Source organism: Litoreibacter roseus (genome assembly GCF_009811795.1).
Taxonomy (GTDB): domain Bacteria; phylum Pseudomonadota; class Alphaproteobacteria; order Rhodobacterales; family Rhodobacteraceae; genus Litoreibacter; species Litoreibacter roseus.
Genome location: NZ_BLJE01000002.1, coordinates 1 through 25415, shown reverse-complemented (window position 1 = coordinate 25415; position 25415 = coordinate 1). Strand labels below are relative to the sequence as shown.

Sequence of the window (25415 nt, the reverse complement as noted above, 5' to 3'; positions counted from 1 at the left end):
AGCCAACCCTTAGCAGGTGTTTGATGCTGCCAACGCTCATGACGTCGACCAACACGTGTGCGTGCCGCAGCGAATTTGCTTGACAGCTATATTGCCGGACACGCCTAAACTGGGTACTGGTAGCAACCAGACAATGACCGGCGGCCCAAATTGCAAGACCTAAAAGCGATCAACATCCGGGATTTCCCTCACAGGCACACTCAGAATGCTGTGTCACCGTTTCGGTATCCCGGTGGCAAAGGCTTTCTAAGTGGCTTCCTTGCCGATCACCTTGCGAAGTGTTTCGACGACAGTCGCATAACTTTTCTCGAGCCGTTTTGCGGTGGAGCAGGCGCTGCAGTAAACCTCCTTGCAGACGGTTACGTTGACTGTCTTCATCTTAACGATGCCGATGTCCGTATTTACTCCGCTTGGCGCGCAATGCTATCCGAAAACGAGCGGTTCATCGAGAGAATACAGTCTGTACCTTTGACTATGGATGAATGGCACGTACAGAGTAGGATCTCGACCGACAAGACCAGCTCGAACTACGACTTTGATCTGGGGTTTGCCTCCTTTTATCTAAATCGGACGACCCGTTCAGGCATTGTTTCAAAGGCTGGACCTATCGGCGGCTATGATCAGACGGGGAAATGGAAAATCGACGCTCGCTTTAATAGAGAAGGTCTTAGTCAGCGAGTCAGGTGGATTGGCGAAAACAGCGACCGTATCAAAATTTCGAATCTTGATGTTTTGCCTTTTCTCGACAGGTCGAGACGAACGCTGGACCCAAATTCATCGTTTTACTTCATTGACCCCCCGTACGTCAAAGCTGGTGATCGCCTCTATCTCAACGCCATGGGAGAAGACAAGCATGTAGCACTTAGTGATATGCTTACGTCAGGTAGGATGACAAAATGGGTGCTCAGCTACGATGATCATCCTCTTATCCGTCAAGTCTATTCAGATCAGAATATGCGGTCTATTGCTGTTAACTACAGCCTTCAAAAGAAGCGAAAAGAAGCGGAAATTCTAATCACGCCCTCGTCTTCCCGCTATGAAAGCGCTTCGGTCCGATAATCAGCTACCCATTGCAATACTGTCGGGAGGTTTTCCGCTTCGTCAACCATCACACCATCAGCTGCCAACTGCATCCCACTGTACGCGAGAGTTGGCAGCATGGTTCGATCAACAATTGATCCGTGGTCTGCATGTTCGCGCTTCCACAGGGGCTCGTCTGCAATTCTAAGTGGGGTCAGTGTTGTGTAGTCTTCATTGCCAAGCGGACCCAATTCTATGAATTTTGCTTTGAACGATTTTGCTTTGTTCGCTGCAGACTTACCCTTCCAGTCGGCACCGCTTGCAACTTGTCCAAAATACAAATTCAATGGTGGTGGACGATAGGCTGAACGCCAAGAAATGACGTCCATTCCACCATCTTTGTCATGAGGGTTCGCCACTTCTGGATGCGCCGCAGCTCTAGCGTTGAATCCAGCGTGCCCTGCTGATGCACGGCGAAGGACTTCAAGTATCGTTTCATCGCTGTTGCGTGGCCATCCAATGCTAACGGAAGGACCCAGCGATACCCCTGCCATTGCTAACGTCGAAACAATTTGGAAAACTTCGTTCCGAAGCCTCGTTATCATGCCTGTACTAATGTCAAATGTTACAAACGGTGAGTTCACCAGATGAGATGACAACAGACATACGAAATAAAATACTGCTCTTTGGTCTTCCCAGCTTCTGACTAGATGAAGCTCTTCCGCGTCGTCGGAGAGGAGAAAAGGATATTCTTCTCCAAGTGCTTGGGATCTATAGTCAAACTCATTCTCAAGCTCGGCCACTATAGCCTCTTTTTGACGATCCTCTTCGCCGAAATCCTCTGTTTGCTCCTCTTCCTGTTGGTCCAGCGCCGAGACCAGAACATCCAATCGGGCAACACCGCTGGATGATAAGAAGGCCGTGAATTCCAGCCAGTCAAGCTTTTCGGACGACGAAGTCGCGAGTGAAGGCGTCAACAATGGTTCTAGTGGCATCTTTTTATTCAACCACGCCGTTAATGTCTTCAATTGCGGCTCGGACTGAGCTTCGAATGCTAATTGCTCGCTTAGCGGCAGATTCTACAATCTCTTCAAGTTCAGACTGACTTTCCGGATCAAACCCATCTAGGGTATTGAGGGCTTTCAGCAGTTCATTGTTTGCGGCCAAAATATGCCGTGAAAAACGAACGTCTTTGGGTGTTGCCGTGACTAGTGCGTCCGCAAGACTGACACGCTCTTCTAGTTCACGCGTGGCGGCTTTTGATTTTAAGACCTCTCTCAATAAGCCCAAATCTGGATTTTGGCTCTTGATTAACGGTTGCAGCTCCTCTTTTTGAGAGCCGTAGAGCCAGTGTAGCAAGTTTTTAAGGTTATCAATGTGGCTGTGAGGAACTGGATTGGTGGAGGGGTCTTCTGCCCTTTGTGGACGAGGCATTCCTAGGTAATCAGTAAACTCTACGTATGACAATCCAGTGTAGAGATGCGAAAAACTGAATGCTTTCTTGGCGCGGTCATCTACGCTGAATACTTCTTCAGTTTCTGCCTGATCGAGCACATAGTAGGCAGTGACCATGCGAAAGATTGTTGCATGCTTGTCCCCCATCCTATTCGCTATGTCGTTGAGGCTTAGAGACTCTTTTCCATCGGCCGATAGTTGCTTTTCATCATCCAGCCATTTGGTCGCAAATTTTGCTTTAGCATAGGCGTCCCAAGACTGAGGGCCATTTATGTGTTTGAAACCGATTAGATCTCGCGCGTCCTCCTCGCGCTCTACACGGTACACCAAAATCATATCGGTGGATGCCAGCACTTTCGCTTTTTCAAACTCCGGGAGACTGACACCAGCAGATCTGGCAAACTCTGGATCTCTCAAACACATGATCGCAGCCAGTCTACGGTTGCCCTCAAGAACTCGAAGACAGTCTGAACTTGCCACGACGATCAAAGGTTCAATGTTTATGTATCCACTGGTCGCAATGGATTGCACCAGCTCGGCCAAATCGGCTGAGCTTGCCAATTTCCGAACTATTGCAAGATTTGTTCCATCCTCAGGGCGCTTGTCCGGTGTGAACCGGGGATTGCTGGTATCGAAGCAAAGCAAGTCTGCCTTCACCAGCGTTGAATCAGCTACCCCAACTACACTATCCCAGTTCATTCTCTTAGACCTTTCACCGACATGGGAGGATCATCGTTTTCCTTGATCAATACCCAGTAGGCATGCTTCTATCAGATTTTTTCCAAACCACCACTCAACACCCTTTGAATGTTCATTTTATGAAGATTGCACCTCACACGCAGAAATTTTGAAGTCACTTGTGCCGAACGGCCGAGACAAGCGATGGGACGTTCAGCACCTGAGAGCATCCTGCGAGTAGCAACCGGCCTATCATGTCATAGTCAATCTTTCTGGCAGGAGGCACATCTAAGAAAGAAGATATGCTGTCGGTTCGACGTTATGGAGCAGTCGACTGGTAAGCTATGCTGCGCCGTTATCTCTTGCGCAATTTTGCACAGCCCCATAAGCAGTGCGGCTGTCCGGTCCTCGGCACAGCAGTGCAGATCGAAAACAACAAAACTGGAGAACGCCATGTAGTCACGAACCTGTATGAAAGGCCAAATCATGGCCCACTACAAACGAAAACGGTCGCGCCTTAAGGGCCGAAACAAGGGCTATTCAGCCAAAGGGCTTGAGCGCCGCCTCAAGGTCAAAGCTGAAGATTTGCGCTGGCTTCAAAATTACCCCCGTTGGCACGACAAGCTTCACCATATACGCCCTTCACGACGTGCGGAAAGAAAGAGGGAACGTGAACTGCTGAAAGGCATTGACCCGGACAACCTGGCATGGCCTGTGAGCCGGAAGCCGCACCATTACTTTTGGTAGGCTCGGCTGAACTGACGCCAGTTAACTGAGTTCGGCTCGTTCACGTGTTCCTGCGCTCCGCTAACCGTATTCGAAGCCTCGACTAGCCGCGATCCGTTAGTTTTTCGACGATGTCGGCGATAATATGAAGAGCCTTAGTTTTCTCTGGAGAGTTAGCGCGCTTCTGAACTTCGACATTCAGGTATTGGTACTTCTGCGAGCAGTATACTTGAGCGCCACACGCCTGAGCCAACGTTTCAATCGCCGACGCCATCTCATCCCATCCGTCAAATTTTGGCCAGCGCATATCGGTTGAAACCTTTTTCCCAATGTCTTCTTCGACTATGCCTTCCCACTCTGCCATTGCTTCTTCGTACAGATCTTGCCGCTCGTCAAAATCCTCCCGGCATGGTGGGGCATGCAGTTCTTCGGGGTGGAAGCGATATCGGGTTATGACTTTGACGGCCTCTCGGATGTTTTCCGGGTGCATCCGCACCGTATTTTGCCAATCACTTTTGACCACAAAGCACGCAACCTCCAGTCGGGTCGCTAGATCCATCTTCGGATAAGCTGCATGAAGGAATTCAATAGTCGCATTCAGATCATCAACTGATTTTCGGATTGATTGCTGGTTCGATGGTGCGGGGCGACCAAGCAATATTTCATTGAGGTCGCATCGGGTCAGCGCAGCAAGTTTCACAAGGGCTGTTGAAGGGATTGCACGTTTGCCTTCTTCATAGGCGTAGTAAGTGCGCGGAGTGATCTCCATGATTTGCGCCAAATCTTGTTTCTTGTATCCGTTGCGAATTCGAAACTGTTTCAGATTTGCATGAACCGACCCAGCCGGGCCGAAACGCATCTGCTCAGCTTCTTGCTCTCGATCCGCTTCCAACTCTGCCTCGGCGGCGGCTAGGTCTGACTTAGATCGCTTCATGAATTTGTAATTTGACATATGGAACCTCGGATTTGGAACGAATGTTCCGATTATGCAACATTTTTCGGAAACATATAGACACGCTACTCGAAGTGCGGGTTTATTGGCAAGAGATTACGACTTAGCCGAGGTGCCAATGCCTGACTTACTATCAGATGGACAGACCCCCGAAGCATGGAGCGAGGAACTGCAAGGCTTTGGGGTCTATGTGTCGCCCCGGCTGATACGTTCCAAAGCACATAAAACCGGTCAATTTTACAAGCTCGGTCGGCTCATGCTGTTAACGCGAAAGCAGATCGTTAGCTTGATTGAGTGCCCGGCCGATAGCGCTCGTTCACGAGAGAGCCAGATACTGCGAGGTTAAGTTAGATGATGCAGGTAGTACCAAAGCACACGACACCCAAAGCGCTGGCGCAAGAGCTTGGCGCATCGCCTCGATTTGTTTCCGATACCGTTCGGTCGCTCGGATGCTTTTGCAAAATTGGGCAGAAAGTCATTATGCTAGACCATCACGTGGTCGCGTTTATGGAGGCGATGGAATGCCGCTCAAGATCTACAAGCGCAACAAAATCTGGCACTACCGTGGCACCGTCTCCGGCAGGCGACTACGAGGCTCTACGGAAGCAACGGACAAAGAAATCGCTGAAAGGATCGCGTCCGATATCCAAGACAAGGCGTGGCGAAGTCATCTCGATGGACCGGGTGCAGCGCTGACGTTTGCTCAGGCTGCGATAGCCTATCGGCAAGACGAACGAGACGAGAGATTTTTGGTGCCTATTGAGGATTACTGGAAAGACACCCTCGTTCCGAAGATCACTGGTGAAGCGATCCGTCAAATGGCACGAAAGCTCTATCCAAAAGCATCAAACGCAACCCTGAACCGTCAAGGAATCGTGCCAGCGCAAGCGATTATCAACTATGCGGCGGCACTCGAATGGTGTGCACCGATCAAAGTGCGGCGGTTCAAGGTCAAAGCTAAGAGAAAAACTCCAGTCACTAGGGACTGGGTAAACGCTTTCGCCGCGCAAGCAGTAGACGATAATCTGTTTCACCTTGCTGCACTGTGCCTATTCATGTTTGGAACAGGCGCTCGTCGAGGCGAGGCCTGTTCCTTGAAATGGGGTGCAGTTGAACTGTTCCAAAAGACTGCAATTATCAACCAGACGAAGGTGGACAGCGAGCGTGTCGCGCACCTTTCTCCGCCAGTCATAGCGGCGCTGGCAAACATTCCATCAAACCGAAACCCTGATGATCTGGTCTTTCAGTATGCCTCTGGCGAAAGTGTAGGGCAGGTTTGGAACAACGTTATCGAACGGGCTGGCCTTGCAAAGCTGTCACCGCATTGTTGCCGCCATGGTTTCGCTACGACGATGTTACAAGCTGGGATAGACCCTAAGACAGTCGCCGACCGAGGGGGGTGGAAAGACGTTGCAACGGTTATGAAATACTATGCTCATGCAATGGACGATCCAACTGTCACAGATGTCCTCTTTGGCACAAAATAGACACAAGGCAAAAACGTAAACCGATCAAGTAACTGTAAATAAAAGGAAATATATCAATGACTTGGGCCCTTCGTTGGGGAAGGGTGTCCCACTGACGCTCTTACGGAGCAGCGAGAGGTTTCACAACAGCAAAAACGTCGCTATAGCGCCGCTCGGGCGTCCATTTGCGACGCGTGTGTGCATGATAGGAAACTGCCGATGTTTGCTGTGACGCTTCTGACCAGCCCCCAAACACCCGTTCTGGAGCCTGCCTTGGCCGAGGCGTTGCGCAATGCGTGGGGCGGTGGCGATGTCCATTGGCTGATGCCTGACGTTGCAGCCGAGTTCGAGATCGCCGTTCGGCCGGACAATCTGGACGAGGTCTGGACGCAGCTTCAGGACAGCCGCGTTGATCTGGTGATCCAGCCCGTGGCTGGCCGCAAAAAGGCGGTTCTGCTGGCTGATATGGACAGCACGATGATCCAGCAGGAATGCATTGACGAGCTTGCTGCCGAGGCGGGTGTGGGTGAGCATGTCGCCCAAATCACGGCCCGCGCGATGAACGGCGAGCTGGAGTTTGACGCCGCCTTGCGCGAACGAGTGGCGACGTTGAAAGGGCTGGATTGCGGTGTAATAGACTCTGTTTTGGCCACGCGGATCAGTCTTATGCCGGGGGGTGATGTTCTCGTCGCCACCATGCGGGCACAGGGGGGCTACGCCGCGCTGGTCTCGGGCGGGTTTACTGCGTTCACACAGGCCGTTGCCGCAAAGCTAGGATTTGATGAAAACCGTGCGAACACACTTGAAGTCGCAGAGGGCAAGCTGACGGGCGCTGTCGTTCCCCCAATCCTGGGGCGGGAGGCGAAGGTTCAGGCGCTGGATGAGATCACCGAGCAGCGCGGCCTGACGGCGGCAGATGTCCTGGCTGTGGGCGACGGGGCAAATGACCTCGGCATGCTGACGCGTGCCGGTACGGGCGTTGCGCTGCATGCCAAGCCATCGGTGCAGGCGCAGGCGGATATCCGGGTCAATCACGGGGATCTCACGGCGCTTTTGTTCCTGCAGGGTTACAGCGTGACCGAGTTTGCGCGTCCTACATAGGTCAGAAATATTGCGGCTTGCACTTGGCCGCGCAGGCGTGACAGTTACGCCATGGAGCACCCCCCTTTGAAGCCCTGGTCCGATGTTGCCGCCACGCTGATTGATGTGGCTGCCGGACGTCTGCCTGCCGACACCGTGATCCGTGGCGGACAGGTCGTGAATGTCCATACGCGTGAAATCCTTGAGGGATGGGACGTCGCCATCGCCGAAGGTCGCTTCGCCTATGTGGGTCCCGATGCCAGCCACTGTGTGGGCCCCGAAACGCAGGTGATCGAGGCCAAGGGCAGGTTTGTGATCCCCGGTCTGTGCGACGCACATATGCATATCGAAAGCGGGATGCTGACGCCTGCGGAATTTGCCGCTGCCGTCATTCCCCATGGCACGACGACCATGTTCACGGACCCCCACGAGATCGCCAATGTGCTGGGTCTCGAAGGGGTGCGGTTGATGCATGATGAGGCTCTGATCCAGCCTATTTCCATCTTTACGCAGATGCCAAGCTGCGCGCCGTCGGCGCCTGGGCTGGAGACAACCGGCTTCGAGATCACGCCCGCGGACGTCACGAAGGCCATGTCGTGGCCCGGAATCATCGGTCTGGGCGAGATGATGAACTTTCCCGGCGTGATCGGGGGCGATGCCAAGATGCTGGCTGAGATCGCAGCGACCCAGCGGGCGGGCAAGACCGTGGGCGGTCACTATGCCTCGCCTGATCTGGGACCTGCTTTTCACGCCTATGCGGCGGGCGGTCCGGCCGATGATCACGAAGGCACGTGCGAGGCGGATGCGATTGCGCGGGTGCGGCAGGGTATGCGCTCGATGATGCGGCTGGGCAGCGCGTGGTACGACGTGGAACGTCAGATCACGGCGATCACGGAGAAGGGTCTGGATCCGCGCAACTTTATTCTGTGTACGGATGATTGCCACTCAGGGACGCTGGTCAATGACGGGCACATGAACCGGGTGGTGCGCCATGCGATTGCCTGCGGGTGTGATCCCGTGGTGGCGTTGCAGATGGCCACGATAAACACCGCGACCCATTTCGGTCTGGAGCGTGAGTTAGGTTCGATCACGCCGGGCCGGCGTGGGGACGTGATCCTCACATCTGATTTGAAAGAGCTGCCGGTGGAGCTGGTTTTGGCGCGTGGTATCGTGGTCGCAGAGGCTGGCAGGCTGACCTGCAAATGCCCGCATCTTTATTGGCCGGACGCGGTGACGCAGACGGTTCGTCTGGGCAAAGTGCTAGAGGCCAGGAATTTCGAGATCAAGGCCCCGGATGGTGCCAATGCCGTAGAGGCCAAGGTGATCGGTGTGGTCGAAAATCAGGCACCGACGCAGGCGCTGAAACGGCGGATCGGGGTGAAACAGGGTCTGTTGGAACCCGAAGGCGCGGTCTGTCAGATCGCGTTGGTGGAGCGGCACAGAAAAACCGGTCGCGTGGTGAACGCATTGGTCGAAGGGTTCGGATATCAGGGCAAGATGGCCATGGCCTCCACCGTGGCCCATGACAGCCACCATATGATCGTGGTGGGCACGGATCGCGAAATGATGGCCGCGGCTGCCAACCGTTTGGGCAAGATCGGGGGCGGGGTGACCGTCTGGAAAGATGGTCAGGAGATCGCGTTGGTGCATCTGCCCATCGCCGGTCTGATGTCCGACGCGCCCGCCCATGAGGTCGCCGCGGCGGCGGATCAGATGGTTGAGGCAATGGCTCAATGTGGGTGCACGATGAACAACGCCTATATGCAGCATTCGCTGTTGGGGCTGGTTGTGATACCTGAACTGCGTATTTCCGATCTGGGGCTGGTGGACGTGACCAAGTTTGAACTGACCGAGTTGATTGAGGGCTGAGACATGTTTCCATCTGACGCAAACCTGCCGATTGAAACACCGGATCACCCCGAGGCGGAGCTATTCCACGACCCGGCCAAGGCTGTCGCGCGGCTGATTGAGATCTACCAGACCGCGACCGCGTTTCTGTCCGAGAAGTTCTCGCGCTCAATCGATCTGGATGTGCCAAGCGTCAGGTATCGTGCGTTCTATCCTGAGATCCGGATCACCACGACGACCTTCGCACAGGTGGACAGCCGTCTGAGCTTCGGCCACGTTGCGGGGCCCGGGACTTACACCGCGACCATCACGCGGCCGGATCTGTTTCGGAACTACCTAAAACAGCAAATCGCGCTGCTGTTGGACAACCATGACACGGGCGTTTGGATCGGCGCCTCTGACACGCCGATGCCTGTGCATTTTGCGGTGGCGGGCGATGATGATGTGACGGTGCCGCAGGACGGTGCGCTGTCCTTTAGTTTGCGCGACGTGTTCGATGTGCCGGACCTGAGCACAACGAATGACGACATCGTCAACGGCGCTGCCGGGGTGAATGCGGATGGGTCGGAGCATTTGGCGCCCTTTACCGCGCAGCGCATTGATTATTCCCTCGCGCGGCTGGCGCATTACACTGCGACACGGCCCGAGTTTTTCCAGAACCTCGTCCTGTTCACGAACTACCAGTTCTATGTTGAGGAGTTCGAAGCCTACGCCCGCAAGGCGCTGGGCGATCCGGACAGTGGCTATACCAGCTTCGTAACACCGGGCAATTACGTGCTGACCGATCCGGAGGGCGTCGTGCCTGCCGTGGGCAAGATGCCCCAGATGCCGACCTACCATCTGACGCGGGAAGATGGCGACGGGATTACTCTGGTCAATATTGGGGTCGGTCCGTCCAATGCGAAAACGGCTACGGACCACATTGCAGTGCTGCGCCCCCATGCCTGGTTGATGGTGGGGCACTGCGCTGGGCTGCGAAACTCTCAAAGTCTGGGCGATTTCGTTCTGGCCCACGCCTATTTGCGTGAAGATCACGTTCTGGATGACGATCTGCCGGTCTGGGTGCCAATTCCGGCACTGGCCGAGGTGCAGATCGCGCTGGAACAGGGCGTGGCAGAGGTGACCGAGTTGGAAGGCTACGACCTGAAGCGGATCATGCGGACCGGAACGGTTGCCACGATCGACAATCGCAACTGGGAGTTGCGCGATCATTCCGGCCCTGTGCATCGGTTGAGCCAAAGCCGGGCGATTGCCCTCGATATGGAAAGCGCCACGATTGCGGCCAATGGATTTCGCTTCCGCGTGCCGTATGGAACACTGCTGTGTGTGTCAGACAAGCCGCTTCACGGGGAGCTGAAATTGCCGGGAATGGCGTCCGATTTCTATAAAACACAGGTCTCACGCCATCTTTTGATCGGTATTAGGGCCATGGAACGCCTGCGGGAGATGCCGCTTGAGCGTCTACATTCGCGGAAATTGCGTAGTTTTGACGAGACAGCGTTCCTCTGACCCCACGTAAAGTCGGAAAAAAAGCAGAAAAATAGGGGTTTTTGCACACTAATTGTTGTGTGGCCCCTCTATATTCAGGTAGATTCGCGCAATAACACCCCAATTGAGGGGGCACACGAGGGAGATTGAGCTCATGGCATCTAAACCAATGACCAAGACACAACTGGTTGCAGCACTCGCCGAAGAAGGCGACATGGACAAAAAAGCCGCAGGTGCCGCGCTGGAAGGTCTGATCAGCATTATCACGCGGGAAGTGTCCGGCGGCGGTGCTGTTACTTTGCCCGGCGTTGGCAAAATCTACTGCCGCGAGCGGCCCGCACGTACGGTGCGTAACCCGGCCACTGGCGAACAAATTCAGAAAGATGCGGACAAGGTCGTGAAAATGACCATTGCCAAGGCGCTCAAAGATAGCGTCAACGGCTGATCTGCACGGCGTCCCGTCTCGGGACCTGCAGCAACTTTAAGGGTCGCCTTCGGGTGGCCCTTTTTCGTGACCGGGGGCGAATAATGGACCTGAAGGCACTGGCGATGGGCGTGGCGTTCGCGTTCATGTGGTCGAGCGCGTTTACCTCGGCCCGGATCATCGTGGCCGACGCACCGCCCCTGACTGCGTTGGCCCTGCGCTTTGCGATTTCGGGGCTGATCGGCGTCGTGGTTGCGCGAATGATGGGCCAAAGCTGGAACCTGACGCCCGCCCAATGGCGCGCGACGCTTGTGTTCGGGCTGTGTCAGAATGCGCTGTACCTCGGTCTGAACTTCGTGGCCATGCAAAGCATTGAGGCCTCATTGGCGGCCATCATCGCGTCGACCATGCCGCTGCTTATGGCGCTGGCGGGCTGGCTTCTCTTCAGGGAACGTCTGCCGGTGCTGGGCATCATTGGGTTGTTCGCTGGGATCGCCGGGGTGGCGATGATCATGGGCACACGGCTGGGGTCTGGCGTCGATGTGACAGGCGTGATCCTGTGCGGCATCGGCGTTCTAGCCCTAACCTTCGCCACACTATCGGTGCGCGGCGCGTCCTCGGGCGGAAATGTCCTGATGGTGGTGGGCTTGCAAATGCTGGTGGGGAGCGCGGTGCTGACCTGTGCTGCGCTTTTGACTGAGCGCGGCGCGTCCGTGACATGGTCCACGCCGATGCTGCTGGCCTTTGCCTATACGACCCTGATCCCCGGATTGGCCGCGACTTGGGTCTGGTTCGTTTTGGTGGGCCGGATCGGTGCGGTGCGGGCCTCCACCTTTCACTTCCTCAACCCGTTTTTGGGGGTGGCTATCGCCGCAGTTTTGCTGGGCGAACGGTTGGGCGCGTTCGATATTCTGGGCGTTGCGGTGATCGCGGGCGGTATTCTGGCGGTGCAGTTGGCGCGTCAGAAGGTACCCGCCGGCTAGCCGATGGTGCCGCGGTTCTCGCCCACCTGGCCACGGTGGAGCAGCACGTGATCCAGAAGGACGCAGGCCATCATGGCTTCCCCCACCGGGACAGCGCGGATGCCCACGCAAGGGTCATGGCGGCCCTTGGTGATGATCTCGGTGTCCTCGCCGGATTTTGTGATCGTCTTGCGGGGCGTCAGGATGGAAGACGTGGGTTTGACGGCGAACCTCACCACGATGTCCTGCCCGGTCGAAATCCCGCCCAACACGCCGCCGGAATGGTTTGAGCTGTAGATGGGGCCGTCTGGACCCATGGAAATCTCGTCGGCATTGGCCTCGCCCGTCAGCATTGCTGCCTCCATGCCGGCGCCGATCTCGACGCCCTTCACGGCATTGATGGACATCATTGCGGCGGCCAGATCTGTGTCGAGCTTGCCATAGACCGGTGCGCCTAGGCCCGCCGGAGCGCCTTGGGCGATAACCTCGATCATGGCACCCACGGAACTGCCAGATTTGCGCAGGCCGTCCAGATAGGTGGCCCATGTCTCCGCGGCCTTGGCATCGGGGACCCAGAACGGGTTCTCGCTGACCTGCGCCAGATCAAGTGCTGCCCGGTCGATCTTATGTTCGCCCATTTGGACCATGTAGCCCGTGATCGTCAGATCGGGGATCAGCGCGGCCAGAGCGGCGCGGGCGATCCCACCGGCCGCGACGCGCGCGGCTGTTTCGCGTGCAGATGATCTGCCGCCGCCGCGGTGGTCGCGGATCCCGTATTTCTGCCAATAGGTGATGTCGGCGTGGCCGGGGCGGAATTTCTCGGCGATGTCGCCATAATCCTTGGAGCGTTGATCGGTGTTCTCGATCATCAACTGGATCGGCGTTCCGGTGGTCTGCCCTTCGAACACGCCGGACAGGATGCGGACCGCGTCAGCCTCGCGCCGCTGGGTAGTGTATTTGTTCTGACCGGGTTTGCGCTTGTCGAGCCAGTGCTGCAGCATCTCCTCGTCCACGGGGACGCCGGGCGGGCAGCCGTCAACCGTCGCCCCAAGGGCCGGTCCGTGGCTTTCCCCCCAGGTTGTCACACGGAAAAGATGGCCAAAACTGTTGATCGACATACACACGTCCCCTTTCACGCTGGTCTAGCGACGCGCCAAGGGTGTCTCAAGTGCTTTCGGGTTGTGAATATGTCGCGGGGAACCTAATCTCAGGATCACCTCGGGGTGTCCTTCAAGGGCTGAGATGCGATCTGCGAACCCGTTGAACCTGAACCGGTTAAGACCGGCGGAGGGAAGGTTTGAGATGATCTCATCCCACAACTCCGTCCGGCGTTTGGAGATGAAGATGAAGACTGCTTTTCTGAGCGTGGGACTGATCACACTGGCGGGTGCGGCTTATGCCGAGACGCCTGAACTGACGATCTATGCCCCCGATTACTTTACGTCCGAATGGGGCCCCGGTCCCAAGATCGAAGCGGCGTTCGAGGCCCAATGCGATTGCGATGTGAAATATCTGGCGGGCGATCTGTTGCCGCGTCTTCTGCTAGAGGGTGAGCGGACGAAGGCTGATATTGTGATCGGTCTGAACACGGATGTGACCAAGAAGGCGCGCGAAACGGGGTTGTTCGTGCCGCACGGTCAGGACACCAGCGCGCTGACCCTGCCGATTGCGTGGGAGGATGAGGTGTTCCTTCCCTTCAACTGGGGACACACAGCGTTTGTTTATGACAACACCCGGTTGACTGATGTGCCGGCCAGTTTCGATGCGTTCCTGAACGGGTCTGATGATGTGAAGGTGGTCCTTCAGGATCCGCGCTCGTCCATCTCCGGACTTGCCCTTATGTTGTGGATGCGCGCGGTCTATGGCGACGAGGTGGAACAGGCGTTCGAAAAGCTGGCGCCCAAGGTTCTGACGGTCACCGGTGGCTGGTCCGAGAGCTACGGCATGTTCACAAGCGGCGAGGCGGATATGGTGCTGAGTTACACCACGTCGCCCGCTTACCACATCATTGCTGAGGACGACCGGACCAAATCTGCGGCCATCTTCGAAGAAGGCCACTATTTCATGACGGAACTGGTGGGCCGCGTCGGCAGCTCTGACCAGCCGGAGCTTGCAGCGCAGTTCATGGATTTCGTTTTGTCCGAGACCTTTCAAGGCATGATCGCCACGGCGAACTGGTCCTTCCCGGCCAAGTTGGAGCGGGACAAGCTGCCCGACGGGTTCAAGGAACTGGCCCTGCCGGATACGGTGCTGTTCTACAACGAAGATGAGGCCGCGGCCTTGCGGGACGATACGCTGGACGCATGGCTGCGCGCATTCAGCAAGTAAATCCCTTCGCCTTGATGGGCTGGCTGGTCGGCGCGGGGCTGCTCTTTCTGACGCTGGGCACCATCGGGGCTGTGGCGTGGCGGGCCGAGGATATCTCGGCCCTCGGCGCACGGGACTGGGCGGCGGTCCGGTTTACGCTGTTGCAGGCGGTCCTGTCGGCTGTGCTGAGCGTCGTCTTCGCCATTCCCGTGGCCCGCGCATTGGCCCGGCGGCGGTTCCGGGGACGGCGGGTGCTGATCACACTTTTGGGCGCGCCATTCATCCTGCCGGTGATCGTTGCGGTGCTTGGCCTGTTGGCGGTGTTTGGGCGCGCGGGCATCCTGAACACCGCATTGGGTTGGCTCGGGTTGGGGCCTGTGTCGATCTACGGGATGCAAGGCGTTTTGCTGGCCCACGTATTCTTCAACTTGCCACTGGCCGTTCGATTGATCTTGCAGGCCTTGCAGGAGGTCCCGGCGGAACGGTGGCGCTTGGCCGCGTCGCTGGGCATGGGATCGGGGCAAATCTTTCGCCATATCGAGCTGCGGGTTCTTCTGAACGTTGTGCCTGGGGCGTTGATGGTGATCTTCCTCATTTGTACCACCAGTTTTGCCGTGGCGCTGGCCTTGGGGGGCGGGCCGGGTGCGACGACGATTGAACTGGCAATCTATCAGGCGTTTCGGTTCGATTTCGATCTGTCGAAGGCGGCTTTGCTGGGGCTGATCCAGTTTGCAATCTGTGCGGGGGCGGGCCTGTTTGCTCTGTGGATCAGCGCGCCATCGGGTCTGGGCGGTGGGCTGGACCGCGATGTGCCGCGTTGGGATGGGATGGCCGGTCTGGACGCGCTTTGGATCATTGCGGCGGCTCTTTTTCTGCTGGTGCCCCTTGGTCTGATCGTCGGGCTGGGACTGCCGAAGGTCACGACGATGGGTGCCAATGTCTGGTTTGCTGCGGGCAGATCGCTTTGGGTGGCCGTTGGCTCTGCCGTTCTGACGCTTGTGCTTGCGCTGCCCTTGGTGATCGCGGCGCAACGTAGCGCGCGATATGGTCCTGCACTCGAGAGTGCGGGCTATCTGAGCATCGCGGCGTCACCCTTGGTAATCGGAACAGGGTTGTTCATCCTGGTCTACCGCTGGGCTGATCCAGTGGCGTTGGCGTTGCCCATTACGATGCTGGTCAACGCCGCGATGAGTTTGCCCTTTGCGGTGCGTGCGCTGTCCCCTGCACTGGGGCAGGTCGAGACCACCTACGGTCGGCTTGCGGACACGCTGGGCATGACCGGGTGGGCGCGGATCAGGCTGTTGATCCTGCCGCGTCTGCGTCGGCCCATCGGGTTTGCCATGGGGCTGGCTGCGGCGCTGTCGATGGGGGATCTGGGCGTCATCGCCTTGTTCTCGGACCCGGAAACCACAACCCTGCCGCTGGAGATGTACCGGCTGATGGCAGCTTACCGGATGGACGACGCCTACGCGGCGGCTTTGCTGCTGTTGACGATGAGCCTTGCGCTGTTCTGGGCATTTGACCAAGGGGGGCGTGTGGGTGATTGACCTGAACGATGTGCTGATCCGGCAGGGCGCATTCTCGCTGGCCGCCGCTTTCGCGCTTTCGAGGGGAACTGTCACGGCCGTCATGGGGCCGTCCGGCTCGGGCAAATCGACTTTGTTGAATGCGGTTGCGGGGTTCCTGCCGATCGCGCAGGGGCGTTTGGTTCTCAATGGTGTTGATGTGACGAATGCACCGCCCGGCCCGCGTCCGGTGTCGATGATCTTTCAGGATCAGAACCTGTTTCCTCATCTGACTGCTGCGCAGAACGTGGGGCTGGGACGCCATCCCGGCCTGAAACTGACGCAGGTCGACAGATTGGCCGTCGCAGATGCGCTGGACCGCGTCGGACTGGGCGGGTTACAGGACCGCAAGCCCGCCGCGTTGTCCGGGGGGCAGCAAAGCCGGGTGGCCCTGGCGCGCGTGTTGCTGCAGCGGCGTCCGATCCTGCTGCTGGACGAGCCCTTTGCGGCGCTGGGACCTGCCCTGCGGGTCGAGATGCTGGAACTGGTGCGCGATATTGCGTCGGATCAGGATCTGACCGTTTTGATGGTGACACATGACCCCAAGGATGCGGCTGAGATCGCGCCGCAGATGGTTGTCGTGTCAGATGGCGTGGCGCACCTGCCCCAAGGGACCGCCGCCCTGCTGGCCGATCCGCCGCCCGCGTTGAAACAGTATCTTGGATAAAAAAAGCGCGCCGCAGGCGGGCGCGCTTTGATTGTCTGAACTGGCGGGTGGCCTAGTCCTTGTTTTTCACATTCGCCCAAATGCGTTTGTTCGTCAGATAGAGCAGAACCGACAGCACCGAGAGGAAAAAGACGGCGAGGAAACCCACTTGCTTGCGATCCACAAGTTTTGGTTCCGCTGTCCACATCAGGAAGGCTGCGACGTCCTTGGCTTGTTGCTCGATGGTTGCGGGCGTGCCGTCGGCATACTCGATCCCATCGTCGTATAGCTGCTGCGCCATCGCCAGATAACCGCCATAGGCCGTATTCTCGTACAGGAATACGCCTGCTTCCTCTTTCTCTCCGCCGGTGTAGCCAGTGTTGAGGGATGCGATGTATTCCGCGCCGCCCATACCTTTGAAGAGTTGATTCAAGCCTGTGCCATAAGGGCCGTGGAAGCCTGCGCGCGCCTTGGCCATCAGGGACAGGTCAGGTGCGTTTTCCAACTGGCTCATCGGGAAATGATCCGTTGGCGCTGCTTCGCGGAAGTCTTCTTCGATCTCATCGTAGACTTCGAACTGGGCAGCGTAGGCCCGGACCTGTTCTTCCGAGTAACCCAAGTCGGTCAGTGTCCGGAAGGGGACATAGCGCAACCCGTGGCAGGCAGAGCAAACCTCGGTGTAGACCTGAAGACCACGCTGAAGCTGGGCTTCGTCAAAGGTGCCAAACGGACCTTCGAAGGAGAAGTCATAGTTGGTGACCTCTCCCGCACCACCGGCGGCATGTGCGCCGGTGACGAGACCTGTAGTCATCGCGACTGCGAGTGAGAGTTTCTTAAGCATTGATCGGTGTCCTCTTACTCAGCAGGGTTCGCGGCGGCGCCGGGTACTGTACCGGCGGTGCCACTTTTTGGCGGGTGGCTCGCGGCGAAGTCGGCTTCGATTGTTTCCGGCCGCTCCGTCGGTTTTTCCAAGACGCCCAAAAGCGGCAGGATCACGAGGAAGTAAGCGAACCAATAGGTCGAGGCGATCAGAGCAATCACCGGGTAGATGCCTTCCGCCGGCATCGCGCCTACCCACATCAGAACGATGAAGTCGACAACCAACAGGGCGAACCACCACTTGAACATTGGACGATACCGACCGGACCGAACGGTGGATGTGTCGAGCCAGGGCGCCAGCGCCATCACTGCGATCGCACCGAACATTGCTAACACACCGAAGAACTTGGCGTCGATGATGCCGCCGGTGATGAAGGTTGTCAGTTGCACGATCCAGACCGTGTTATCGAAGGCCCGCAGGATCGCGTAGAATGGCAGGAAGTACCATTCGGGCACGATGTGCGCGGGTGTCGCCAGCGCATTGGCTTCGATGTAGTTGTCCGGGTGTCCCAGATAGTTCGGCATGAAGCCCACGACCGCGAAGAACACGACCATAATGAGCGCCAGTGCGAACAGGTCTTTGATCACAAAGTAGGGCCAGAAGGACAGTGTGTCTTTCTCGGCTTCTTCCTTGGATGTCCGGCGGACCTCGACCCCGGTGGGGTTGTTGTTGCCGGTTGTGTGGAAGGCCCAGATGTGAAGGATCACAAGACCCGCGATCACAAATGGCAGCAGGTAGTGCAGCGAGAAGAAGCGCGTCAGGGTAGCGTTGTCCACCGATGGTCCGCCCAAAAGCCATGTCTGGATGGATTCACCAATGCCCGGGATCGCGCCAAAGAGGCCGGTGATCACGGTCGCGCCCCAGAAGGACATCTGACCCCAAGGCAGAACGTAGCCCATGAAAGCTGTGCCCATCATGGCCAGATAGATGATCATGCCGATGATCCACGTGACCTCGCGCGGCGCCTTGTAGGAGCCGTAGTACAGGCCGCGGAAGATGTGCAGATAGACCGCAAGGAAGAACAGCGACGCGCCGTTCGAATGCAGATACCGCAGCATGTAGCCGCCATTCACGTTGCGCATGATGTGCTCAACGGATGCGAACGCTTCGTTGACATGCGGCGTGTAGTGCATCGCCAGAACGATGCCCGTGACGATCTGCAATGCAAGGCAGAAGGTCAGTACGATGCCCCAGATCCACATCCAGTTGAGGTTCTTGGGCGTCGGGATCATCAATGTGTCATAGAGCAAGCCCACGATCGGAAGGCGCTTGTGCAGCCATTTCTCGCCTGAGCTTTTTGGTTCGTAATGGTCGTGTGGGATACCAGCCATAATATAGTCTCTCCCTTAACCTAGACGGATTGTTGAATCGTCGATGAATTCAGCCTGTGGAACAGGCAGGTTGGTCGGTGCAGGACCTCTGCGAATACGCCCTGCGGTATCGTAGTGAGACCCGTGGCACGGGCAGAACCAGCCACCGAAATCGCCAGCGTCGCCCAGAGGCACACAGCCCAGATGCGTACAAACACCCATCATCACCAACCACTCACCGGTTTCGTCCAGCGCACGGTTTTCGTCGGTCGCGTCAGGCTCGCCTTCGAGGTTGACGTTACGTGCGACCGGATCGGGAAGGTCCGACATCTCGACGGCGCGGGCCTCTTCGATCTCGGCCTCGGTCCGGCGGCGGATAAACACGGGCTTGCCTAGCCACAGCGCGGTGATCTGTGTGCCGGGCGACACGCCAGACACGTCCACGGTGATCGAAGCAAGCGCCTGCACATCTGCCGACGGGTTCATTTGGTTTACGAGCGGCCAGATGGCCGCGCCTGCGGTAACGGCACCGGCACCAGCTGTCGCATAGTAAAGAAAGTCGCGGCGGGTGTTGCCACTGTGGTCGTCTGCGTGGGACACGGAACTCTCCCTTGTCTGGCCGCCATCGCGACCGATAGTCGTGGGGGGCCTGCACAAACACAGGCCTGATCGGCGTAGATATAGCTGAGACGGCCCGGTCGTAAAGTCAGTAAACATGTGAAGGACATGCCAATTGTCGCACCTTTTGCATCTTGCAGCCTATGAACCGGACTTTGCGGCCAATCTTGGGGCGCTTGCGCGCATCGGGGTCTGCTTCGGGGTTCCCTTGCATGTGATTGAGCCGTGTGGATTCCCGTTCTCATTGAAATTGCTCCGAAAACGCGGGTTGGATTACACGGACGATGTGGATTTACACCATCACGATGATTGGGCGGCGTTCGAAGCCGCGCCGATGGGACGCCGCGTTCTGATGACGACAAAGGGCGCGGCAGATTTGTGGGATTTCAGTTTTCAGCCCGGTGATTGCCTTGTTCTCGGTCGCGAGAGTGCGGGGGTGCCGGACAGTGTACATCAGGCGGCCGACGCCCATGTAAAGATCCCGATGCCGGGTGGGGCGCGCAGTCTGAATGTCGCCGTAGCCGGTGGGATCGCCGTCGCCGAGGCGCTACGCCAGCTCCGTTAGCTCTGCCGTCATGTCCCGGTGCGCGATGCCCGCGTCGTCATATTCGGGGCCGTAGGCTTCAAACCCCAACCGTTCGTAGAAGCCGATGGCGTAGGTCTGCGCGCCAAGAACGGCGGTGTTGAACCCGTCTTTTCTGCACTGCTCCATGACATAGCGCATAAGCTGTGCGCCCGTGCCGCCGCCGCGGTGGCTTTTCATCACTGCGACGCGCTGGATCTTTGCGGTGTTGCCCATGGGCAGGACGCGGGCCGTGGCGATGGGCGTCTCGCCGTCCCACATCAGGTAGTGACTGCAGTCACCGTCGCGGTCATCCATCTCTTCCGCCTCGCTGACGTTTTGTTCCTCAATGAACACCACACGGCGAATGTGATGGCAGTGGGCCAGGTCCTCGGCGGTCTCGACACGGCTGAAGGTCATACGTGGGGCTCTGTCGCCTTCAGGCTGTCGCGTTTCGAGACCTCTTCGAACCATGCCGCCAGGTTCGGGCGTCCGCCGCGCCAGTTGCGGTCATCATGGCGGAAATCAAGATAACCCAACGCGCAGGCCAGCGCGATGTGTCCCAGATCAAACCCGGCGGGTACGCTACCTTCGATGCTGTCCAGCCCGCGTATGACCTTGGTCCATTGCCCTTCGACCCAATCGGCGGAGCGTTCATGCTCCGGGCGGCAGCGCACCTCGTAGACCATCAGGACGGCGGCATCCATGATCCCGTCGGCCAGCGCCTCCCGCGCGAGAACGGGATAGGGCGTGTCGGCGGGTACCATCGCAGGGCTGCCATGATCCGCCAAATAGCGGGTGATGACGCGGCTGTCATAGAGCGCGGTGCCGTCGTCCAAAATCAGCGCGGGGATCTTGCCCAACGGGTTTTGTGCCGTGGGCATCTTATCCGGCGCGGTGGGGGAACCTACGGCATACGCCAGTTCGATCTGGTCCATCTGGCCGGTTTCACGGGCCAAAACCTGTACCTTGCGGCAGAACGGCGAGGCGGGGTTGTCGTGCAAAATCATAGTCTATCCCTGCGGAACTGTGGCGATCATGCTGTCGCGCTGCGAGAAGGTGTCGTAGAACTTGGCCAAGTCATCTCGTCCCTTGCGCCAATTGCGGTCCTCGAACCGTAGGTCGAGATAGCCAAGCGCGCACCCGATGGCGATCTGCCCGATGTTGAGCTTGCCTGAAAGGTGGCTCATCCAGCGGCGTTCCAAAGTATCGAGCGCGGTTTCGACCTTGCGCCACTGGCCGTCGATCCATGGTTGGAACTGTTTGTCTTCAGGTCTGAGACGGCGCTCGTAAACCATAAGGATCACGGCGTCTAAAATGCCGTCTGCGGTGGCCTCCAGTGTCAAAAGCTCCCACTGGCGGGCGCCGGTTGCATAAAGCCCCGCCTGGACGCGGTCGTCCAGAAAGCGGCAGATGACTCGGCTGTCATAGATCGTGGCGCCGTTGTCCCTTTCCAGTGTTGGGATCTTGCCCAGAGGATTGAGCGCGACGGGATTGGTGCCGGAGTCCAGAGGCGTGCCGCCGCTTGGTGCCATCTCGACATCGTCCCATTGTTCTGTTTCGCGCAGGACCACATGAACCTTGCGCACGTAGGGCGATGTCGGGCTGGAATAGAGTCTCATTTTGCATTCTCCGATGATGCGCCCTGCATGAGCGCGGCGAGCATTTTCGTGTCTGTCCCAAGCCCAAACGCCGCCATGTGTTCAGCGGCGGAGACACGCGCAGCGTCCGGCTTGTTCTGGCCCAGCTTCCACGTGGCATCAATCTGCGTGACCTTGATGGTCAGCGGGACGATCATGCGCATCATCCGTTCCATGACGCCATCGCTCATCTTGGTGGTGAGCCAGGGCGGTTTTGGCAGAAGCTGGTCCTCGAAATGGGCGGACAGACGATCAAGGGTGCCGTGCAAGGTTTCCTGTGGTGCCAACTCAAGCTGCCCTGTTATGCGCACCGCGACATAGTTCCACGTCGGCACCTGATCCGGCACGCCGTACCAGTCGGGTGAAATATAGCCATCCGGCCCAAGGATCGTAAGCGCGGCGGGGCTGCCGGATTTCGCGACCCGGACGATTGGATTGGAGCGGACCAGATGCAGCTCCGCCTGCGCGCCGTTCTCTGACAGCAGAAACGGGACATGAGCGGTCAGCGGCGCGTCCGGCCCGTTGACCGCGAGCGTTCCGAACGCGCGTTCGCGCGCGAAGCCGATGTTGCGGTCTTCAGGTTCGGTTCGAAAGGCGGGGTTCGGGTGCATGGACGTATCCTCCGGCGACAAGTGGTAGACCCCGCGGCAGAATTATCCAAGGGGGTCAGACGTAAAGCGAGCTTCCGTCTGCGGCCCGGATCTGGGCCTCTACAATTGCGCCTTCGACCTGTGGTGTGTCAAAGCGGACCTCGGCGAATTGGGCGGTGCGCCCCATCGTCGGGTTTTCCATCAGGATGCGGTGGGGGGTGCCGATTTGCTGTTGCAGATGGGCGGCCACACGTTCGCGGCCCCGTTGCCGCAGACGGGCCGCGCGATCCTTAATCCGGGCGCCATTGACCTGTGGCATCCGCGCGGCTGGTGTGCCTTGCCGGGGGGAGTAGGGAAAGACGTGCAGCCATGTCAGGTCGCACTCATCAACCAGCCTCAAGGAGTTTTCGAACATCGCTTCGGTTTCGGTCGGAAAGCCTGCGATGATATCAGCGCCGAAGGTCATGTCTGGTCGCAGGCGTTGCGCGTCCTCGCAAAACCGGATTGCGTCATCCCGCAAATGGCGCCGCTTCATACGTTTCAGGATCATGTCATCGCCGGCCTGAAGCGACAGATGCAGATGCGGCATGAGCCGGGGCTCGGTCGCAATTGCCTCCATCAAAGCGTCGTCCACCTCAATCGAGTCGATGGAGCTGATGCGGAGCCGGGGCAGGTCGGGCACCAGCTTCAGGATGCGCCGGACAAGATCGCCCAAGCGGGGCGTGCCCGGCAGATCCGCGCCCCAGCTTGTCATGTCGACGCCGGTCAGCACGACCTCGTTGAAACCGCGATCCACCAGCCGCTTGATCTGATCCACAACAACACCCGCCGGAACGGACCGCGAATTGCCGCGACCGAAGGGAATGATGCAGAAGGTGCAGCGGTGATCGCAGCCGTTTTGCACTTGGACATAGGCACGGCTGCGGGTGCCAAACCCGTCAATCAGGTGGCTGGCCGTTTCGGTGACGGACATGATGTCGTCGACCAGTACCTTTTCGGTCTCGCCAATGAAGCCGGTGCCAAGCTCTGTCCACGTGGCGGATTTCATCTTCTCGGAGTTGCCGATGACCTGATCGACCTCGTCCATCCGGGCGAAGGTTTCTGGTTCGGTCTGCGCCGCGCAACCGGTCACGACCAGCCTGGCGTTCGGGTTATCGCGCCGCAGTTTGCGAATTTCCTGCCGGGCTTTCCGAACGGCCTCAGCGGTGACGGCGCATGTGTTCACGACGACCATGTCATCAACGCCCGCGTCGTTGGCGAGTGTGCGCATTGCCTCGGTCTCGTAAGCATTGAGGCGGCAACCCATCGTCGCGAATATCGGTGCTTTGCGGTCCATACCTAGCCCCGCCACACGCCGTCGAACACGTAGGAGGTCGGGCCGCTCATCCAGACGCCATCGTCGCGCCAGTCGACATCAAGCCGCCCGCCGTCCAGATCGATCCGGACCGTGCGCCCGGTCAAACCGCGTCGTGCGGCGGCAACAGCGACCGCGCAGGAAGAGGAGCCGGAGGCCAGTGTAATGCCCACGCCCCGTTCCCATACGCGCATGCGCAAGTGGTTCTCGCCCGTGACCGTGACGACCTGCACATTGGTGCGCTCGGGGAACAGCGGATGGTGCTCATGGGCCGCGCCGAAGCTGGGCAGGTCGATCGCTTCCAGATCATCCACAAAAAACGTCATGTGGGGATTGCCCATGCCCGTGGCCGTCGGCGCACCGTCGATGGGCAGTTCCAGCGTTGGCATCTCGCGAGCCAGCGGAATGTCCGCCCAGTCGGTGAAGGGTTCACCCATGTTAACCGCTGTCAGCCCCTGGCCCAGATCGCGCGCTTCAAGATCGCCACGCTCGGTCCGGATTTTCAGGGCGCGCGCGCCGCTGCGGTCCATCTCGTAGCGTGCAATGCAGCGGGTCGCGTTTCCGCAGGCCGCCGCGGTGGAGCCATCGGCGTTGTAAAAGGTCAGTGCCATGTCCGCGTGAATCGCGTCCTGAATGACCGCCAATTGGTCAAACCCGACGCCCCGATGCCTGTCGCCTATGGCACGGGCAAGATCTGCCGTTATTTCAGCCGAATGGGCGCGCTGGTCAACGACGACGAAGTCATTGCCCAGCCCGTGCATTTTCATGAAGGGCAGCCCGTTGTCAGAAATCTGATCCCGCATGCAGCGCGATATAGACTGAGTCTGTGAGCTTTGAAAGACATCTGCGCGCATGTGGTTTTGGGGGTTGACCCGATAGGGTGAGCTTTCTAGATAGGCGCTTCAGTGGGCCCTTAGCTCAGTTGGTAGAGCAACTGACTTTTAATCAGTGGGTCACAGGTTCGAATCCTGTAGGGCTCACCAATGAAATCAAAGTGTCATTTACTCATAAGAGTGCAGATTTACACATAAGTGTGCAGATTTGGCGCTTCGGCCACTATCGCTGAAGATGGCGTTGTGACCGGATTGGCCGATGTTGCAGCCTGCGTATGGCCAGCTATCCTACCAAAAAATCAGGGAAACTCGGATAGCAACCATGGCTCACTGGTATACTGCTGATACGCATTTCGGTCATGAGAACGTTATGAAGTTCTGTGATCGCCCCTTTTCTTCGGTGGAGGAGATGGACGCCGTCTTGATCGCGAACATGTGCGAGAGGGTTCACGAGGAAGATGATCTCTGGATCATTGGTGACTTCGCTTTTGGCCCAAGGTCAAAGGATGCTGGCTATCTTAAAGAGATTTTCGATCAGCTGCCGGGCGCTCGAAAGCACTTGATCATTGGGAACCACGATCGCGAACCGACTTTGACACTGCCGTGGGATACTGTGTCTCCACTTGTCGAGCTACGTGACGGCCCACTCAAGCAGTCCAACACGCTTTGCCACTATCCAATGATTACATGGAACCATGCCCGACGTAGCGCTATTCAAATGTTCGGTCATGTTCACAACAACTGGCTTGGCTCGAGAAATTCTGTGAACCTCGGGGTCGATGTTTGGGATTTTTCGCCTGTGCAATTCGATGACGTTGCTGCTAGAGCCTTGGAGTTGCCTGAGAACTTGCACTGGAAAGACGTTGAGCCACGGTGAACGTGGGAGGACGAAGCCGCTTGCGCGGCAATGGCGCGTGTGTCTGACGTTATAAGGCGATCCTGACGGTGCGTATTTTGCGATCTGTCTGCCCTGTCTGACGATTGAGGTTTCTCAATCTGATGACAGGAGGC

Annotated in this window: 26 protein-coding genes, 1 tRNA gene and 1 riboswitch; of the genes, 14 read left to right on the top strand and 13 right to left on the bottom strand. The window is 57.9% G+C overall.

Features of this window, described 5'->3' with window-relative positions:
• Nucleotides 1-150 precede the first annotated feature (150 nt).
• Nucleotides 151-1059, top strand: a complete 909-nt coding sequence (locus KIN_RS07090; protein ID WP_207710121.1) for a DNA adenine methylase — start codon at nucleotides 151-153, stop codon at nucleotides 1057-1059.
• Here KIN_RS07090 and KIN_RS07085 read toward each other — a convergent pair.
• On the bottom strand, nucleotides 1035-2048 hold the full coding sequence (locus tag KIN_RS07085) for a hypothetical protein (RefSeq protein WP_159805491.1): 1014 nt from the start codon (nucleotides 2046-2048) through the stop codon (nucleotides 1035-1037). The genes KIN_RS07090 and KIN_RS07085 overlap by 25 nt on opposite strands.
• Entirely contained in the window at nucleotides 2020-3174 is a 1155-nt protein-coding gene (locus KIN_RS07080) for a hypothetical protein (RefSeq protein WP_159805489.1), read from the bottom strand. Before KIN_RS07080 ends, KIN_RS07085 begins: the two co-directional genes overlap by 29 nt.
• Nucleotides 3175-3639: 465 nt before the next feature.
• Between KIN_RS07080 and KIN_RS07075 the strand changes: the two genes are divergently transcribed.
• Nucleotides 3640-3900, top strand: a complete 261-nt coding sequence (locus tag KIN_RS07075) for a hypothetical protein (protein WP_159805487.1) — start codon at nucleotides 3640-3642, stop codon at nucleotides 3898-3900.
• A gap of 82 nt (nucleotides 3901-3982) precedes the next feature.
• On the opposite strand, the gene KIN_RS07070 is transcribed toward KIN_RS07075, so the two are convergent.
• Nucleotides 3983-4831, bottom strand: a complete 849-nt coding sequence (locus KIN_RS07070; protein ID WP_159805485.1) for a helix-turn-helix domain-containing protein — start codon at nucleotides 4829-4831, stop codon at nucleotides 3983-3985.
• Nucleotides 4832-5352: 521 nt separating this feature from the next.
• On the opposite strand from KIN_RS07070, the gene KIN_RS07065 reads away from it, so the two are divergent.
• The 6 genes from KIN_RS07065 to KIN_RS07040 all read left to right on the top strand — a co-directional run bounded on the left by KIN_RS07065 (nucleotide 5353) and on the right by KIN_RS07040 (nucleotide 12120).
• Nucleotides 5353-6318: a tyrosine-type recombinase/integrase gene (locus KIN_RS07065; RefSeq protein WP_159805483.1), complete on the top strand. Its 966-nt coding sequence runs from the start codon at nucleotides 5353-5355 to the stop codon at nucleotides 6316-6318.
• Between the two features lie 198 nt (nucleotides 6319-6516).
• Complete coding sequence (serB, locus tag KIN_RS07060) at nucleotides 6517-7398, top strand: phosphoserine phosphatase SerB (RefSeq protein WP_159805481.1); 882 nt, start codon at nucleotides 6517-6519, stop codon at nucleotides 7396-7398.
• Between the two features lie 51 nt (nucleotides 7399-7449).
• Complete coding sequence (locus tag KIN_RS07055; protein ID WP_159805479.1) at nucleotides 7450-9246, top strand: adenine deaminase; 1797 nt, start codon at nucleotides 7450-7452, stop codon at nucleotides 9244-9246.
• 3 nt (nucleotides 9247-9249) lie between these two features.
• Nucleotides 9250-10734, top strand: coding sequence for an AMP nucleosidase (locus KIN_RS07050; RefSeq protein ID WP_159805477.1), 1485 nt, complete (start codon nucleotides 9250-9252; stop codon nucleotides 10732-10734).
• A gap of 133 nt (nucleotides 10735-10867) precedes the next feature.
• Nucleotides 10868-11158, top strand: a complete 291-nt coding sequence (locus tag KIN_RS07045) for an HU family DNA-binding protein (protein ID WP_159805475.1) — start codon at nucleotides 10868-10870, stop codon at nucleotides 11156-11158.
• An 83-nt stretch (nucleotides 11159-11241) separates the two neighbouring features.
• A complete protein-coding gene (locus tag KIN_RS07040; protein ID WP_159805473.1) occupies nucleotides 11242-12120 on the top strand; it encodes a DMT family transporter in 879 nt (292 codons plus the stop codon).
• On the opposite strand, the gene aroC is transcribed toward KIN_RS07040, so the two are convergent.
• The gene (gene aroC / locus KIN_RS07035; RefSeq protein WP_159805471.1) at nucleotides 12117-13217 is read right to left on the bottom strand and encodes a chorismate synthase; all 1101 of its coding nucleotides are present in this window, start codon (nucleotides 13215-13217) and stop codon (nucleotides 12117-12119) included. The two genes, KIN_RS07040 and aroC, sit on opposite strands and share 4 nt — an antisense overlap.
• A gap of 91 nt (nucleotides 13218-13308) precedes the next feature.
• A riboswitch (TPP riboswitch) is annotated at nucleotides 13309-13409 on the top strand.
• Between the two features lie 34 nt (nucleotides 13410-13443).
• Here aroC and KIN_RS07030 point away from each other — a divergent pair.
• From KIN_RS07030 to thiQ, 3 genes are read left to right on the top strand one after another with little or no spacing between them, the layout of a single operon-like run.
• On the top strand, nucleotides 13444-14427 hold the full coding sequence (locus KIN_RS07030; protein WP_159805469.1) for a thiamine ABC transporter substrate-binding protein: 984 nt from the start codon (nucleotides 13444-13446) through the stop codon (nucleotides 14425-14427).
• Complete coding sequence (locus KIN_RS07025; RefSeq protein WP_159805467.1) at nucleotides 14403-15953, top strand: ABC transporter permease subunit; 1551 nt, start codon at nucleotides 14403-14405, stop codon at nucleotides 15951-15953. Before KIN_RS07030 ends, KIN_RS07025 begins: the two co-directional genes overlap by 25 nt.
• On the top strand, nucleotides 15946-16638 hold the full coding sequence (gene thiQ / locus KIN_RS07020; protein WP_159805465.1) for a thiamine ABC transporter ATP-binding protein: 693 nt from the start codon (nucleotides 15946-15948) through the stop codon (nucleotides 16636-16638). The genes KIN_RS07025 and thiQ overlap by 8 nt, the downstream gene beginning before the upstream one ends.
• A 52-nt stretch (nucleotides 16639-16690) precedes the next feature.
• Here thiQ and KIN_RS07015 read toward each other — a convergent pair whose 3' ends face one another.
• Genes KIN_RS07015 through petA form a run of 3 tightly spaced genes read right to left on the bottom strand, consistent with a single transcriptional unit; the run spans nucleotide 16691 to nucleotide 19407 of the window.
• Complete coding sequence (locus KIN_RS07015; RefSeq protein WP_159805463.1) at nucleotides 16691-17458, bottom strand: cytochrome c1; 768 nt, start codon at nucleotides 17456-17458, stop codon at nucleotides 16691-16693.
• Nucleotides 17459-17472: 14 nt separating this feature from the next.
• Entirely contained in the window at nucleotides 17473-18828 is a 1356-nt protein-coding gene (petB, locus tag KIN_RS07010) for a cytochrome b (RefSeq protein ID WP_159805461.1), read from the bottom strand.
• A gap of 15 nt (nucleotides 18829-18843) precedes the next feature.
• Nucleotides 18844-19407, bottom strand: a complete 564-nt coding sequence (petA, locus tag KIN_RS07005) for a ubiquinol-cytochrome c reductase iron-sulfur subunit (protein WP_159805459.1) — start codon at nucleotides 19405-19407, stop codon at nucleotides 18844-18846.
• A gap of 133 nt (nucleotides 19408-19540) precedes the next feature.
• On the opposite strand from petA, the gene KIN_RS07000 reads away from it, so the two are divergent.
• Nucleotides 19541-19990: a TrmH family RNA methyltransferase gene (locus KIN_RS07000; protein ID WP_243144851.1), complete on the top strand. Its 450-nt coding sequence runs from the start codon at nucleotides 19541-19543 to the stop codon at nucleotides 19988-19990.
• Here the strand turns inward: KIN_RS07000 and KIN_RS06995 are convergent.
• The 6 genes from KIN_RS06995 to dapF are packed head-to-tail and all read right to left on the bottom strand — an operon-like array spanning nucleotide 19973 to nucleotide 24338.
• Nucleotides 19973-20407, bottom strand: coding sequence for a GNAT family N-acetyltransferase (locus KIN_RS06995; RefSeq protein WP_243144850.1), 435 nt, complete (start codon nucleotides 20405-20407; stop codon nucleotides 19973-19975). The two genes, KIN_RS07000 and KIN_RS06995, sit on opposite strands and share 18 nt — an antisense overlap.
• A complete protein-coding gene (locus KIN_RS06990) occupies nucleotides 20404-20997 on the bottom strand; it encodes a glutathione S-transferase N-terminal domain-containing protein (protein WP_159805455.1) in 594 nt (197 codons plus the stop codon). Before KIN_RS06990 ends, KIN_RS06995 begins: the two co-directional genes overlap by 4 nt.
• A gap of 3 nt (nucleotides 20998-21000) precedes the next feature.
• Nucleotides 21001-21609 (bottom strand): glutathione S-transferase, encoded by a 609-nt coding sequence (locus KIN_RS06985; protein WP_159805453.1) that lies wholly within the window; start codon nucleotides 21607-21609, stop codon nucleotides 21001-21003.
• Nucleotides 21606-22238 carry an FMN-binding negative transcriptional regulator gene (locus tag KIN_RS06980; RefSeq protein ID WP_159805451.1) on the bottom strand — a complete coding sequence of 211 codons (633 nt, stop codon included), beginning with the start codon at nucleotides 22236-22238 and terminating at the stop codon, nucleotides 21606-21608. Before KIN_RS06980 ends, KIN_RS06985 begins: the two co-directional genes overlap by 4 nt.
• 55 nt (nucleotides 22239-22293) lie before the next feature.
• On the bottom strand, nucleotides 22294-23553 hold the full coding sequence (gene mtaB / locus KIN_RS06975; RefSeq protein ID WP_159805449.1) for a tRNA (N(6)-L-threonylcarbamoyladenosine(37)-C(2))-methylthiotransferase MtaB: 1260 nt from the start codon (nucleotides 23551-23553) through the stop codon (nucleotides 22294-22296).
• Nucleotides 23554-23555: 2 nt separating this feature from the next.
• Nucleotides 23556-24338, bottom strand: coding sequence for a diaminopimelate epimerase (dapF, locus tag KIN_RS06970; protein ID WP_243144849.1), 783 nt, complete (start codon nucleotides 24336-24338; stop codon nucleotides 23556-23558).
• Between the two features lie 140 nt (nucleotides 24339-24478).
• On the opposite strand from dapF, the gene KIN_RS06965 reads away from it, so the two are divergent.
• Nucleotides 24479-24554 (top strand) — tRNA-Lys (locus KIN_RS06965).
• Nucleotides 24555-24663: 109 nt separating this feature from the next.
• Complete coding sequence (locus KIN_RS06960) at nucleotides 24664-25281, top strand: metallophosphoesterase (protein WP_243144848.1); 618 nt, start codon at nucleotides 24664-24666, stop codon at nucleotides 25279-25281.
• The last annotated feature ends 134 nt before the right edge of the window (nucleotides 25282-25415 follow it).

What these genes read in the sequence shown, in the direction of transcription:
- KIN_RS07080 (WP_159805489.1), bottom strand. Translation starts at nt 3,174, where the DNA reads ATGAACTGGGATAGTGTAGTTGGGGTAGCTGATTCAACGCTGGTGAAG.
- KIN_RS07075 (WP_159805487.1), top strand. Translation starts at nt 3,640, where the DNA reads ATGGCCCACTACAAACGAAAACGGTCGCGCCTTAAGGGCCGAAACAAG.
- KIN_RS07070 (WP_159805485.1), bottom strand. Translation starts at nt 4,831, where the DNA reads ATGTCAAATTACAAATTCATGAAGCGATCTAAGTCAGACCTAGCCGCC.
- KIN_RS07065 (WP_159805483.1), top strand. Translation starts at nt 5,353, where the DNA reads ATGCCGCTCAAGATCTACAAGCGCAACAAAATCTGGCACTACCGTGGC.
- serB (WP_159805481.1), top strand. Translation starts at nt 6,517, where the DNA reads ATGTTTGCTGTGACGCTTCTGACCAGCCCCCAAACACCCGTTCTGGAG.
- KIN_RS07055 (WP_159805479.1), top strand. Translation starts at nt 7,450, where the DNA reads ATGGAGCACCCCCCTTTGAAGCCCTGGTCCGATGTTGCCGCCACGCTG.
- KIN_RS07050 (WP_159805477.1), top strand. Translation starts at nt 9,250, where the DNA reads ATGTTTCCATCTGACGCAAACCTGCCGATTGAAACACCGGATCACCCC.
- KIN_RS07045 (WP_159805475.1), top strand. Translation starts at nt 10,868, where the DNA reads ATGGCATCTAAACCAATGACCAAGACACAACTGGTTGCAGCACTCGCC.
- KIN_RS07040 (WP_159805473.1), top strand. Translation starts at nt 11,242, where the DNA reads ATGGACCTGAAGGCACTGGCGATGGGCGTGGCGTTCGCGTTCATGTGG.
- aroC (WP_159805471.1), bottom strand. Translation starts at nt 13,217, where the DNA reads ATGTCGATCAACAGTTTTGGCCATCTTTTCCGTGTGACAACCTGGGGG.
- KIN_RS07030 (WP_159805469.1), top strand. Translation starts at nt 13,444, where the DNA reads ATGAAGACTGCTTTTCTGAGCGTGGGACTGATCACACTGGCGGGTGCG.
- KIN_RS07025 (WP_159805467.1), top strand. Translation starts at nt 14,403, where the DNA reads ATGGCTGCGCGCATTCAGCAAGTAAATCCCTTCGCCTTGATGGGCTGG.
- KIN_RS07015 (WP_159805463.1), bottom strand. Translation starts at nt 17,458, where the DNA reads ATGCTTAAGAAACTCTCACTCGCAGTCGCGATGACTACAGGTCTCGTC.
- petB (WP_159805461.1), bottom strand. Translation starts at nt 18,828, where the DNA reads ATGGCTGGTATCCCACACGACCATTACGAACCAAAAAGCTCAGGCGAG.
- KIN_RS06995 (WP_243144850.1), bottom strand. Translation starts at nt 20,407, where the DNA reads ATGACCTTCAGCCGTGTCGAGACCGCCGAGGACCTGGCCCACTGCCAT.
- KIN_RS06990 (WP_159805455.1), bottom strand. Translation starts at nt 20,997, where the DNA reads ATGATTTTGCACGACAACCCCGCCTCGCCGTTCTGCCGCAAGGTACAG.
- KIN_RS06985 (WP_159805453.1), bottom strand. Translation starts at nt 21,609, where the DNA reads ATGAGACTCTATTCCAGCCCGACATCGCCCTACGTGCGCAAGGTTCAT.
- KIN_RS06980 (WP_159805451.1), bottom strand. Translation starts at nt 22,238, where the DNA reads ATGCACCCGAACCCCGCCTTTCGAACCGAACCTGAAGACCGCAACATC.
- mtaB (WP_159805449.1), bottom strand. Translation starts at nt 23,553, where the DNA reads ATGGACCGCAAAGCACCGATATTCGCGACGATGGGTTGCCGCCTCAAT.
- dapF (WP_243144849.1), bottom strand. Translation starts at nt 24,338, where the DNA reads ATGAAAATGCACGGGCTGGGCAATGACTTCGTCGTCGTTGACCAGCGC.
- KIN_RS06960 (WP_243144848.1), top strand. Translation starts at nt 24,664, where the DNA reads ATGTTGCAGCCTGCGTATGGCCAGCTATCCTACCAAAAAATCAGGGAA.